11 protein-coding genes, 1 tRNA gene and 1 riboswitch are annotated in these 12061 nt (G+C 70.2%); of the genes, 4 read left to right on the top strand and 8 right to left on the bottom strand.

Annotated features, from left to right (window positions below; genetic code table 11):
- Positions 1 to 89: 89 nt before the first annotated feature.
- The 3 genes from ABD209_RS04820 to ABD209_RS04830 all read right to left on the bottom strand — a co-directional run bounded on the left by ABD209_RS04820 (position 90) and on the right by ABD209_RS04830 (position 3700).
- Positions 90 to 596, bottom strand: a complete 507-nt coding sequence (locus tag ABD209_RS04820) for a MarR family winged helix-turn-helix transcriptional regulator (RefSeq protein WP_344062886.1) — start codon at positions 594 to 596, stop codon at positions 90 to 92.
- Positions 597 to 941: 345 nt separating this feature from the next.
- Positions 942 to 2690, bottom strand: coding sequence for a DEAD/DEAH box helicase (locus ABD209_RS04825; RefSeq protein ID WP_344062889.1), 1749 nt, complete (start codon positions 2688 to 2690; stop codon positions 942 to 944).
- A 65-nt stretch (positions 2691 to 2755) separates the two neighbouring features.
- A complete protein-coding gene (locus tag ABD209_RS04830) occupies positions 2756 to 3700 on the bottom strand; it encodes a maleylpyruvate isomerase family mycothiol-dependent enzyme (protein WP_344062892.1) in 945 nt (314 codons plus the stop codon).
- A 26-nt stretch (positions 3701 to 3726) separates the two neighbouring features.
- Between ABD209_RS04830 and ABD209_RS04835 the strand changes: the two genes are divergently transcribed.
- From ABD209_RS04835 to ABD209_RS04845, 3 genes are all read left to right on the top strand, one after another.
- Positions 3727 to 5715, top strand: a complete 1989-nt coding sequence (locus tag ABD209_RS04835) for a bifunctional copper resistance protein CopD/cytochrome c oxidase assembly protein (protein ID WP_344062895.1) — start codon at positions 3727 to 3729, stop codon at positions 5713 to 5715.
- Complete coding sequence (locus tag ABD209_RS04840) at positions 5712 to 6536, top strand: nitrilase-related carbon-nitrogen hydrolase (RefSeq protein ID WP_344062898.1); 825 nt, start codon at positions 5712 to 5714, stop codon at positions 6534 to 6536. The genes ABD209_RS04835 and ABD209_RS04840 overlap by 4 nt, the downstream gene beginning before the upstream one ends.
- Before the next feature lie 237 nt (positions 6537 to 6773).
- Positions 6774 to 7073 carry a DUF6458 family protein gene (locus ABD209_RS04845; protein WP_344062900.1) on the top strand — a complete coding sequence of 100 codons (300 nt, stop codon included), beginning with the start codon at positions 6774 to 6776 and terminating at the stop codon, positions 7071 to 7073.
- A gap of 155 nt (positions 7074 to 7228) precedes the next feature.
- Here the strand turns inward: ABD209_RS04845 and ABD209_RS04850 are convergent, their stop codons facing one another.
- Positions 7229 to 8044, bottom strand: coding sequence for an HpcH/HpaI aldolase/citrate lyase family protein (locus tag ABD209_RS04850; RefSeq protein WP_344062903.1), 816 nt, complete (start codon positions 8042 to 8044; stop codon positions 7229 to 7231).
- Positions 8041 to 8535 (bottom strand): MaoC family dehydratase, encoded by a 495-nt coding sequence (locus ABD209_RS04855; RefSeq protein ID WP_344062906.1) that lies wholly within the window; start codon positions 8533 to 8535, stop codon positions 8041 to 8043. Before ABD209_RS04855 ends, ABD209_RS04850 begins: the two co-directional genes overlap by 4 nt.
- Positions 8536 to 8678: 143 nt before the next feature.
- Between ABD209_RS04855 and ABD209_RS04860 the strand changes: the two genes are divergently transcribed.
- Positions 8679 to 9164 carry a hypothetical protein gene (locus tag ABD209_RS04860; protein ID WP_344062909.1) on the top strand — a complete coding sequence of 162 codons (486 nt, stop codon included), beginning with the start codon at positions 8679 to 8681 and terminating at the stop codon, positions 9162 to 9164.
- An 82-nt stretch (positions 9165 to 9246) separates the two neighbouring features.
- On the opposite strand, the gene ABD209_RS04865 is transcribed toward ABD209_RS04860, so the two are convergent.
- The 3 genes from ABD209_RS04865 to ABD209_RS04875 all read right to left on the bottom strand — a co-directional run bounded on the left by ABD209_RS04865 (position 9247) and on the right by ABD209_RS04875 (position 12034).
- Positions 9247 to 9319 (bottom strand) — tRNA-Thr (locus tag ABD209_RS04865).
- A 244-nt stretch (positions 9320 to 9563) separates the two neighbouring features.
- Entirely contained in the window at positions 9564 to 10283 is a 720-nt protein-coding gene (locus tag ABD209_RS04870) for a transglycosylase family protein (protein ID WP_344062912.1), read from the bottom strand.
- 11 nt (positions 10284 to 10294) lie between these two features.
- A riboswitch (cyclic di-AMP (ydaO/yuaA leader) is annotated at positions 10295 to 10451 on the bottom strand.
- A gap of 380 nt (positions 10452 to 10831) precedes the next feature.
- Complete coding sequence (locus ABD209_RS04875) at positions 10832 to 12034, bottom strand: S53 family peptidase (RefSeq protein WP_344062916.1); 1203 nt, start codon at positions 12032 to 12034, stop codon at positions 10832 to 10834.
- Between the last annotated feature and the right edge of the window lie 27 nt (positions 12035 to 12061).

Genomic DNA, 12061 nt, shown 5'->3' on the forward strand with positions numbered 1-12061 from the left:
ATGGTCGGGGGCGGCGCTGCCCGAGCAGCTAATGCTGCGGTGAATCCTGTTGCAGGAGCTAGCGATCGCGCCTATTCGGCGCGGGTCGGTCAGGCGTGCGCTGCGCGCTCGGGACGTATGCCGTTGGCGTGACTTGCGTTGCCGGCATACGTCTCGATGGAGTCACCCAGGCGTCGAAGCAGGGTGAGAAGGTGGTCGACATCGGCGTCGGACCAGTCGTGGAGGAGTTCGGTGAACCAGGCCTGCCGCTGCTCGCGCAGGTTGGCGAGCACGGCGTGCCCCCCGGGGGTGAGCGTCACCAGGTGCGCGCGGCCGTCGGCCGGATCGGGGATGCGATCGAGCAGGCCGGCGCGTTCGAGCCCGGCGACCGCCCGGCTCACGGTGGACATCTCGGTGTGGACCCGCTCGGCCAGCGCGGAGATCCGCAGGGGATCGCCGGCGAGGTTGAACAGCAGCGGGTAGGAGCCCGCGTCGACCGCGGGGTGAACCTGTGGGGCTGTCGCCCGGACCGCGCGCATCTGCTTGGCGACCCGGATCAGTTGCATGCCGAGGGCATCGGCCGCCGTGGGGGCCTCCGGGCACGTGGTTGCTTGCACATGCAAATAGTGCCAGATAGTTGCTTGCGGATGCAACTGGTTAGCGGCCCCATCTGTGAGCCCGCAGGTGACCGGCGGCCGAAGGCTGACCCGCGAGCGGGACATCTCGTCGCCAGCGCAACATGATTGCGGGGCCGTCCCTCCACCCGCTTGAGCGATGGCGTACGTCTCCGCCGGCGTACGTCTCCACCGACGTACGTCTCCGTTGATGGTTGTCGGTGTTGACGTGGAGCGCGCCCAAGCCCCGCGGCATACGGCGACTCAGCACAGGTTGGGTGACGTCGAGCAGGGTCTACCCTGCTGGACGTGCCCCTAAACCCTGCTAGCAGAGGTTAGGTCCGGGGGTCAGGCGCGCGAATCGGCGTGCCAACGCCGGATCAGGACGATCCGGGCCTCGACCTCCTCGGTCGTTGCCCGCGAGAGCGGGGGGCCACCGGCCTGGCGGCGCAACTCGGCGTGCACGTGCGAGTGGGGCACCCCGCGCGTGTGCGCGAGCTGGCTGACCAGCGAGTTCAGCAACTTGCGCTGGGCCTCCAGGGCCCGGTGCAGCGACACCTCGGGCGTCACCTTCTCGCGCCGCTCCCGGCGCGACTGGCGCGCGGCGTGCCGGCGCTGCCGGTCGTGGAGCACCTCGCGCACCTGGTCCGGCTCCAGCAGCCCGGGCAACCCGAGATAGTCCAACTCGTCCTGAGTCCCAGCGGCCGCCTGCAGCCCGAACTGGTGCGCGTCGAACAGCACATGGTCGAAATGCGCCTGCGAGTCCAGCGCCTCCCATTCGCCGAGCAGGTCGTCCGCCGCCGAGTCCTCCCGGTTGGCCCGCGCCAGCAGCTCCTCCTCCGAGATCTCCTCGCCCGCGCGCGCACCGATCACGTGATCGCGTTCGCGTTCCAGCGCAGCGGCATTCGCCAGCAAGGGCGCCACGCTCGGCACGAAGACGGTCGCCACCTCGCCTCGTCGCCGGGCCCGCACGAAGCGCCCGATTGCCTGCGCGAAGAACAAAGGCGTCGACGTCGCCGTCGCATAGACGCCGACCGCGAGCCGGGGCACGTCGACGCCCTCCGACACCATCCGCACGGCCACCAGCCACCGCGACTCGGACTCGGCGAACTCCTCGATCTTGCGCGAGGACCCGGTGTCGTCCGAGAGCACCACCGTGGGCTTCTCGCCGCTGACCTCCGCGAGCACCCGGGCGTATGCCCGTGCCTGCGCCTGGTCGGTCGCGATCACCAGACCGCCCGCATCCGGCACGTGCCGCCGGGTCTCGGTCAGCCGCACATCGGCCGCCCGCAGCACCGCCTGAATCCATTGGCCCTTGGGGTCAAGCGCCGTTCGCCAGGCGTGCGCGGTGAGGTCCTTGGTCATCGGCTCGGCGAGCTGCGCCTCCAGCTCATCGCCCGCCTTGGTCCGCCACCGCATCGGCCCGCCATAGGCCATGAACAGCACCGGCCGCACGACGTGATCGCGCAACGCCTCGGCATACCCGTAGGTGTAGTCCGCCGCCGATCGCCGCGACCCGTCCGCCAACTCCTCATACCGCACAAAAGGAATGGGGTTGTCGTCGGACCGAAACGGCGTCCCCGTCGGGGCCAGCCGCCGCCGCGCGGGCGCGAAGCACTCAGCGACCGCCTCTCCCCACGTCCGCGCGTCGCCGGCGTGGTGGATCTCGTCGAGGATCACCAGCATGTTGGAGTTCTCGGTCACCGCCCGGTAGTGAAAATGGCGCGCGGCTACGCCGGCATACGTCACGGCGGTCCCGGCGAACTCGCGCGAGCGGCCGCGACGCGATCCGCCCAGGCCGGGGTCGAGCGCGATGCCCGCCCGGTGCGCGGCGTCGGCCCACTGGACCTTCAAGTGCTCGGTCGGGGTGACGACGGTGATTTTGGTGATGATCCGCGCGTCGAGCAGTTCCCGCGCGACGCGCAGCGCGAAGGTCGTCTTGCCGGCTCCCGGGGTCGCGACGGCGAGGAAGTCCCGCGGCCCGTCGGTGAGGTACTGCTCCAGCGCGGCGGCCTGCCAGGCCCGCAGCGAGGACGCCGTCCCCCAGGGCGCGCGCCCGGGATAGGCGGGCGACAGATTCGCAAAATCCCTGCTCATGACCTCTCACCGGCCGTATGCCGTGTCCCCACCCCCGAGCGCAACTCACCGCCCGCGGGCGCGGGTCACGGGACGAAGGCCAGCGCCTCCAGGGCCCGCTGAGCCAGGCTGTCGCTCGCGCCGTCAGGCGTCTCGCCATGGCCCGCGCTGACAGTGCGGTCATCGCCAGCGTTGCTGCGGGTGCCGTCACCAACGCCGCCGTCAGTCCCGGGACCAGCGCCGCTACCAGTGCCACGGGCGGCAGTTGCCGGGATGCGGCCGGCCGCGCGCCGGGTGAAGGTCTCGGTGCTCAGCGGCACGAGGGCGACCTCGCCCGCCCACTGGCCCGGGTCGTCCAACTGGGCCAGGGCGACCTCGCCTGGCTCGTCCGACAGGGCCAGCAAGCCAACGCCGGTGGCGCCCGCCACCGGGCCGGTGACCGCGAAGAGCACGGCCTCGCCGGGCCGCAGCATGGGGCCGAGCAGTCGTGGCAGGCGGGTGAAAGCGCCCTCGACGAAGACCGCCGCGGCGCCGGTATCCCACCCCCCGGGCCGCTCTAGGGCGGCGCGAACATCCTGCTCGTGCACCCAGGCGTCCATGATCCGCAGCGTGAGCAGGTCGCCGACCGTCATCTCACCCAGCGGGGAGGCAACGGGGGCGTCGAGCGTGCGGCCGGGGGCGACATACGTGCTCTCGCCCTGGGCGAGAACGGCATCCAACTCGTCCACGACCGCGGCACCCGCCCACCGGCGCCGGGCCTCGACGCCCTCTTCCATGAAGGCGCCCATCTCGTGCCGAATGTGCGGGTAGTGGGGCACGTCGGCCGACAGTGGTTCGGCCCCCGTGAGCAGGGACTCGACGCTCGCCACGTGGGCGAGTTGATCCTGGACGCTCCACCCGGGGCAGGCAGTCGGGCGGGCGAAGTCGGCGTCCGAGCACGCCCGGCCCAGATCTACCAGGGCCGCGATGCTCGCTCGCCACGCGGCAAAAAGCCCCGGCAGGTCGGCTGGGGCGGGCGGGTGGATGGGCATCGGTACAGCGTACTTAGTCTGGTCTCGTGACATCGGAACGCGGCGCCGTCGACCGGCGCCCGGGATTGGTCCTCGGCCTGCCCGCGCTGCTCGCCGTGGCGATCTTCGCGGCGCTGGGCGGGGCGGTCGCGGCCTATGCGATCGGCGACCCGGGACCGATCGCCCGGTGGAGCGTGCCGATCGGGCGCGTCCTACGCGATCTCGGCGCCTGCGCGACGATCGGCCTCGCCATCCTCGGCGCCTTCCTCGCACCGGAAACCACCCGCACGCACCGGCGGGCCACGGCCACCCGGCTGGCCGGGATGAGTGCCGGCCTGTGGCTGGCCGGCCTGGTCATCGCCCTCCTCGGCGACTTCGCCGAGATCTCCGGCCTGACGCCAGCCCAGCCGCGTTACTGGTCGCAATTCTTCGGGCTCGCCTTCGAACTGGCCCCGACCCGGATGTCGATCCTGTCGCTGATCGTTGTCGGAGCGATCATCGTGTTGACCGGGAGCGCGCGTGGGACCCAGGGGCTGGCGTGGGTGACCGTGCTCGGCTGGCTGGCGCTCATGCCACAAGCTCTGGCGGGGCACTCGGCCGTCAGCCGCGACCACATGAGCTCGATCAATGCGCTCGCCGTGCACCTGATCGCCGTGACCAGCTGGGTCGGTGGCCTGCTCGCCCTGGCGATCATGAGCCGGTCGCTGGCGCCCCATCTCGCGGTCACCACCGCTCGCTTCTCCACACTCGCCGGCTGGTCGTATGCCGCGATCGCCCTCAGCGGCCTGCTCGCCGCGTGGTTCAACCTCTCTGCGATCGGGGACCTGGCCACGGCATATGGCGCGATGCTCATGGTCAAGGCGAGCGCGCTGGTGCTGCTCGGCGTCGCCGGCTGGTGGCACCGGCGCCGGCTGGTCGCCCGGCTGGACACGGATGCCGATGACCGAACCGCTTTTGTGCGGCTGGTGCTCGGTGAGTTGGTGCTGATGGGGGTCGCCCTCGGCACGGCCGTCGCGCTCGCGGCCAGCCCGCCCCCGGCCCTCGGCAAACTCTCGCCGGACCCGACCTCGGTCTATCGCCTGACCGGTTACCCCGACCCCGGGCCACCGCCCGCGGACGCGTGGGTGAGCGTCTGGCATACGGACTGGTTATGGGTCGCGATCGCGGCCCTCGCCATCGGGATCTATGTCCGCTGGGCGCTGCGGCTGCGGGCGCGGGGCGTGCGCTGGCCGGCTTGGCAGACGCTGATCTGGGTGATCGGGTGGCTGATCTTCGTGTATGCGATGTGCGGAGCGCCCGGGGTCTACGGCCGGATCATGTTCTCCTGGCACATGATCATGCACATGACTATCGCGATGCTGGTGCCGCTGTTCCTCGTGCCGGCGGCGCCCATCACGCTGGCGCTGCGGGCTCTGCCGGCGCGGCCCGACAAGACGATGGGTCCGCGGGAGTTCGTCCTCGCGCTGGTGCATTCGCGCTATCTGCAGTTCGTCGCCAACCCCGTGGTCGCCGCGGTGATCTTCTTCTTCAGCCTGGCGACCTTCTATTTCACGCCGCTCTTCACCTACGCGCTCGCCACGCACACCGGGCACGTGCTGATGACCGTGCACTTCCTGCTCTCGGGCTATCTGTTCGCCTGGGTGCTGGTCGGCACCGATCCCGGCCCCAAGAAGTGGTCGCCGCTGATCCTGCTGGTGGTGCTCTTCGCGACGATCAGCTTCCACGCCTTCCTCGGCGTGATCATCACCGGAAGCACCACCCTGCTCGCGCCGGACTTCTACTCCAACTTGGGCCTGGGCTGGCTGCCCGACCCGATCCCGGATCAGCAGCGCGGTGGAGCGATCGCCTGGGGGATCGGCGAGGCGCCCACCCTGGCGCTGGCGATCATGGTCACGATTCAATGGCTGCGGCAGGATCGCCGTGAGACCGTCCGGCTCGATCGGCAGGCGGACCGTGACCACGACGCCGAACTCACGGCATACAACGCCTATCTCGCCTCGCTGGCCGAGCGCGACCGAAAGGGGGCCGGCCGATGAAGGTCGCCGTCATCCAACTGGCGTATGACGATCACGAGCCGATGGCCGAACGCGTCGCACGCGCGGCCGACCTGGTGCGCGCGCAGCGGGGGCACGATTTGGTGATCCTGCCCGAGCTGTGGCCGATGACCGGCTTCGACTACCGACGCTGGGACGGGCTCGCCGAGGCGCTTGATCTGGAGTCCGTGGGGGAGGACGGCAATCCGTCGATCGTGGCGGCGATGGCTCGCGCGGCGCGCGATGCCGGCGTGCTCTTGCACATGGGGTCGTTGGTGGAGCGGCTGAAAGCTCCTGGGCCCGAAGGGCATTCGCTTTCGAACACCTCCGTCGTGCTGTCCCCGGCGGGCGATCCGGTGGCCATCTATCGCAAGGTGCACCGCTTCGGTTTCGGCTCGGGGGAACCGAAACTGATGGAAGCCGGGACCGAGCCGCTGGCGCGCGTCGGGCTGCATCCCGAGGGCGCGACGGCGATGTTGTCGACGTGCTACGACCTGCGCTTCCCCGAGCTCTACCGGCGCCAGGTGTCGGCTGGGGCTGAGGTCTTCCTGGTGCCAGCGGCGTGGCCGGCCGCGCGCATCGGGCACTGGTCGTTGCTTGGTCGTGCGCGGGCGATCGAGAACCAGTGCGTGCTGATCGCCTGCAATACGGCGGGCACGCACGCGGGCTATGAGATGGGCGGTCGCTCGCAGGTGGTCTCGTCGCGCGGTGAGGTGCTCGCCGAAGCCGGGGCGGGCCAGGAGGTGCTGTCGGTCGACGTCGATCTCGCCGACATGGCGACCTACCGGCAGGAGTTCCCGGTCCTCGCCGACCGCCGCCTCTGATCCCCTGACCCCCGTCGAAAGGCCGGTTCAGGGTCGTCGAGAGGCCGGTTAAGGGTCATCGAAAGGCGGGTCCAGGGCCGTTTCCAGTCGGCTGTGCGCGAGTGCGTCGAGCTCGGGGCGAACTGCGCCGAGGCGGGTTTGGGCGGACACTAACCCACCATCCGGCGACGCACCGACCTACGCTCGGTAACGACCGGGCGGGTGATCCCCGCCCTCACACGTGTAACGAGCACCTTCATGTACATCGGACTCGGTATTTTCCTGCTCGTCGTCGGGGCGATCCTGTCCTTCGCCGTCCGCGACAGCATCAGCGCTGTGGACCTGACGATGATCGGCTATATCTGCATGGGCGCGGGCGCACTCGCCATCGTGCTGTCTTTCCTAGCGCAAGCCGGGTCGCGCCGCGCCGGCGGCTACAACGCCACCCGGGTCACGTCGACCGACCCCAACGGGCACCACCATCGACGAAACTCGCGTCGACCGCGGCTGACCTATTCCGCGTCCTGCACCCGTCTGAGTCCTGCAGTCTGCGCGTGACTAGCCGGTCACAGCCCGTCGAGTGGCCGGTTCAGCCCCGTCGAGTGGCCGGTTCAGCCCCGTCAAGTGGCCGGTTCAGTGACGACTGGGGATTGCGTTTCGCGGCAGCGGACCAGCTGCCCACGTCGTTCCTGGCCGCTGAGGCCGTACCAGACTCAGTTGGCAACCCAGCCCAGCACCCGTCGGGCCTGGGCAACGACCGGGCCGTCCACCATTTGACCGTCGAGGCTAAATACCCCGGCGCCGTGCTCGGCCACGCCTGCGAGCACCCGCTCGGCCCAAGCCACGCGTTCAGGGGTGGGCGCATAGACCTCGCGGACCACCCCCACGTGCCCCGGATGGATTAGCGCCTTGGCGTCGAAGCCGGACGCCGCGGCAGTCGCCGTCTCCGCCCGGAGCCCGTCGAGATCCGGGATGTCGAGATGCACGGCGTCGATGGCGAGTTTGCCCTCGGCCTTCGCGGCGAGAAGGGCAACGCTCTGGGCGTGCACGGCATACGGCCGATACGCGCCGACAGCGTCCCGGCTGGAGGTGCCGCCCATGGCGGCGACGAGGTCCTCGGCGCCCCACATCGCGCCCACGACGTGCGGGACGCGCATGATCTCGGCGGCGCGGACGATGCCGCGCGGGGTCTCGAAGAGAGCGACCACGTCATACCCACTCAGGCCGGTGACGTCCTCCGGCAGCTCGGTCTTGGCCAGCATAACCCGGCGAATCTGGTTGCGCGCCAACGCTTCCAGGTCACGCTCGTGGTCGGCGGTGCCCGCCGGATTGACGCGCACGAGGGTGCGTTCCGGATCGCAATCGCCGTATGCCGTCAGGTCGGCCCGAGCCTGTGCCTTGCGATCCGGAGCGACGGCGTCCTCGAGGTCGATGATCACGACATCGGCGCGTCCCGCTGCCTTTGCGTAACGGTCGGGCCGGTCCGCGGGGCAGAAGAGCCACGCCGGGCCGGGCTGCCAGGCGGTCATACGTGCTGCTCTGCGGGCTGGAGCCGAACGAGCGTCTGCCGGGCGGCCGTCGCGACCACTGTCCCCGACTGATTGCGCGCGGTGTGCTCCAGGCTCACGATGCCTTCGCCCGGACGGCTGCGCGACGGGCGCTTGTCGGTGACAAGGGTCTCGGCATACAAGGTGTCGCCGATGAAGACGGGGGCGGGGAAGGCGATCGCCGAGAAGCCCAGATTGGCCACGAGCGTGCCCTGCGTCAGCTGCGCGACCGAGAGACCGACCAGCGTGGAGAGGGTGAACATCGAGTTCACCAGCCGCGCATGGAAGGGCGGGAGCGCATCGGAGATCGCCGCGTCGAGGTGTAACGGCTGAGTATTCATCGTCAGCGTCGTGAAGACCACATTGTCGGCCTCGGTGACCGTCCGGCCCGGCCGGTGCCGATAGGTGGCGCCCACCTCGAACTCCTCGAACCACAGCCCCCGCTGCTCGATGATCCGACCTGGCCCGTCCATGGCTGGCTCCTTCGCTGCCCGTATGCCGTGCCCGCCACGCTATCGCTCGGCTCGGCCTTCCACGCGACCACCTGCGTGGGAGGGTCGTGCCTCGACCGGGGCATAACGCTTGCAGGGATGGTCATGTAATGGTGTAATCAACCATGGAGATTACGACTGAGGTTCTGAAAGTCATACCGGTGGATCTTTTCGACGGCGCTCCCGACGTGCGCATCGACCGCGAGGAGATCACCATCATCGGCCGGGTCCCGGCCACCCCCGGCCAGGACGCGGCCGGGGACGATACCGACCGCATCGACCGGTTCCGCGAAGCCACCCGCGAGCAGCGCATGCGCATCGCGCGCGGACTTGAGGACGCGTTCAATCGCAAGGTGGCCTGGGGCGCCCGGAGCGGGGAGATGGGTGTGCTCTTCACCCACCTCGCGACGCCAGTAATGACGCGGCTACGTCAGCCCGAGCGGTTGGTCCTCGACACCCTGGTCGCCGGCGGCGTGGCTCGATCGCGCGCGGACGCGCTGGCCTGGTGCGTGCGGCTCGTCGGTCAGCACGAAGCCGACTGGATCGCCAGACTGCAGGACGCGATCAAGAATGTCGACGAGGCGCGCGCATCCGGTCCGGACCCGGACTGACCTGCGGTCCCAGGCCGCCTCCCAGGAGGCGAGGCGCTACGAGGCCTGGGCCACGAAGGGATTTCTGGGGGGCGTCAGAGAGAGCCGACGGGGGGACTCGAACCCCCAACCACCTGTTTACAAGACAGGTGCGCTGCCAATTGCGCCACGTCGGCCGACGCCCCGAAGGGCACGGGTGAGGATATCAACCGCCGGACGCCAGGCGGCTGGCGTGCCGCCTGGCGCCGGATCCCACCGAACCGACGAAGGTGCGTCCCCCAGCATCAGGTCTGTCCCGACGTGTAGGCCGGGCGGGCCGGGCCAACGCCGATCGGGGCCGCTCGACGGGGCTGAACCGGCCTCTCGACGGGGCTGAACCGGCCTCTCGACGGGGCTGAACCGGCCTCTCGACGGGGGCTGTCAGAGGACCTTGTTGAGGTAGGTCTGCAGGGCCTTGGTCGTACTGGAATCCCAGATGCCGTCCTGGGTGTGGGCGACGACCTTCTGCAGGGCCTTCGTCGTGATCGGGCCGATCACGCCGTCCGCAGTGACCTTGAGCTTGGTCTGGAGGGCCTTGCGGTCGCTGAGGGTGAAGCTGCCGTCGACCGGCCGGCCGATCCACTTCTCCATTGCGCCATAGGTCTTGGGTCCGAGCACGCCGTCGACGACGAGCTTGGTCGAGGAGCTACCACCGGTCGAGCCGCCCGAGCCCGTGGTGTCGGTCCAGGGGTCGACCGCGAGCCCGTTGGTCACGGTCAGGCCGGCCCGCGCGCCGCAGACCGGCCACGCACCCGGGCCCTGGACCTTCAGCACGGCCTGAGCGATGTAGATCTGGGCGCCCTTGCTGGCCTGGTGGGCGTAGGGCGCGTACTTGCCGCCGCCGAAGCCGGTCCAGGTGGATGCCGAGAACTGCAGGCCGCCGTAGTAACCGTTGCCCGTGTTGATCGACCAGTTGCCGCTGCTCTCGCAGTCGGCGACCGCATCCCACACGGTGTCGGCGTGCGCCGCGGTCGGGGCGAGGACGGCGCCGACAGCCGCGGCCGAGCCGGCGGCGGTGAGCAGCGCGCGACTGGGGCGGCGGGCGGCGCGGTGGCGGCCGGCATACGGGCTGGATGAACGGAGGGTGGCGCGAATGGCCATGGGGGAGTGCCCTTTCCTGACGTCGCGCCGCCGGGGTTAGCTGTCGGGTTAGGGAGGTCAGGTTCCCCGCCGGCTCGGCCGGCTGCACCCCAAGGCCGGCATCGATGCGGGCCACACGTGGGTCCCCCAGCCATCCGTGCGAGTGACTCGCGTCGGCGGCCGCTGGATGGTTGGGCGCGCGGCCGCCCGGGATGAATGGTGAAGTGTGTGTGCAGTTGTGGCGGTCCGAGGACCGGGTCACACCGTAGGGGCTGCTGGTGCGCCTGTGCAATCTCTGTTCGCCCGCCGTGAGCGCGATGCGCCGCGGATCCCCGCTTCCGCGCGGGCCCAACTGCCTCGCCACCGCTGGGCAGCCGGGCACGGACAAGCCCGAACCCCTGCACCGCCCGAGCCCAGGCCCACGGACAAGCCCGAACCCTGCACCGCCCGAGCCCAGGCCCACGGACAAGCCCGAACCCGGCGCTGGCGCGCCCGAAACCCGGGCGTCGGCGCGCACGGAAAAACCCCGGCCCGGACAGTGTCCGGACCGGGGTTTGAGGTGGCGCGTTTCAGAGCCCGCCGAGGCCCTTGGGTGAACCCACGCCGGTGGGCGCGTCATAGCCCTTGAGGCCGTTGCACAGGTAGTCCCCGCCGCATGGGCCATTGCGGCCGCCGACGACGTCGTAGAACGCGCTCGGCGTGCGATAGGCCTGGGCCGACGAATAGGTTGCGCCATTGCCCGCCAGACCGATCAGACCCGCGATGATCGGCGCGGACGCGCTGGTGCCACCACCGACGACCCAGCCTGGGGGCAGGCCGAAGGGGTTGGGGTAGGTGTCATAGACCGCGACGCCGGTGGCCGGGTCGGCGACCGCCGACACATCGGCGATCGTGCGCATCTGGCAGTGGGTGTCCTTCTGCCACGGGCTCTTGGCGACGTATGCCGAGCACCCGCTCCCGCTGCCGCCCCAGACGTCCTCGTCCCAGCCGCGCGACGTGCCAGGCGCCTTGTTGAGCGTCGTCCCGCCGACCGCGACGACCTTGCGGTAGGCCGCGGGCACGGCTGCCGACGTGAACCCGTAGTCGCCGCTGGAGGCGACAGCCGTCGTGCCCTTGTGCTCGTAGGCGTCCCGATCCGCCCACAGGTAGCCCGTCTCGAGCCCGCCGTAGGAGTGCGAGGTCACCGTGGCGCCCTTGCGCCACGCGGTGCGGGTTGCCTCGGCAAGGTTGTTGTTGTAGTTGTCGTCGGCCTCGATCAGCAGGATCTTGCAACTCGGGCACGCCGCGGAGACCATGTCGAGGTCCATCGAACCCTCCAGGGCCCAGCCGCCGTCGGGCTGTGGGTAGTTGCCCCGCTCACCGCGCTGGTTGAGCTTGCTGAAGCAGCCGTTGGCCGTGGTGCACGGCGGCAGCCCCATGGTCTTGCGATAGACCGCGAGGTCCTTCTCGGCGTTCGGAACGTCGAAGGCGATGATGATGGCGACCGTGGAGTTCGCACCAGTCGCCGGAAGCTTGTAGGCCGAGCGCAGATCGGCGGGGGATAGCCCCGACGGCATCGCCTTGGCCGGGGTCGCTCCGGAGCCGGCGTGGAAGCGGCTCATGCACCGGCTGTACCCGGCGCGCGTCTCGGAGGAGCACGGCTTCCCGCTCGGCTTCGCGGCCGTATGGGTGCCCGCTCCCGCGGGTGCGGCGCTTGCCGTGAGCGCGGGGATCAAAGCGGTGCCTGCGACGGTGACGCCTGCCAGCGCCACGAGCCCACGTCGGATGGTCATGCGATTCATGTCTGTTTCTCTCGCTCT

The organism is Nostocoides vanveenii (genome assembly GCF_039531165.1).
In the GTDB taxonomy this organism is placed as follows: domain Bacteria; phylum Actinomycetota; class Actinomycetes; order Actinomycetales; family Dermatophilaceae; genus Nostocoides_A; species Nostocoides_A vanveenii.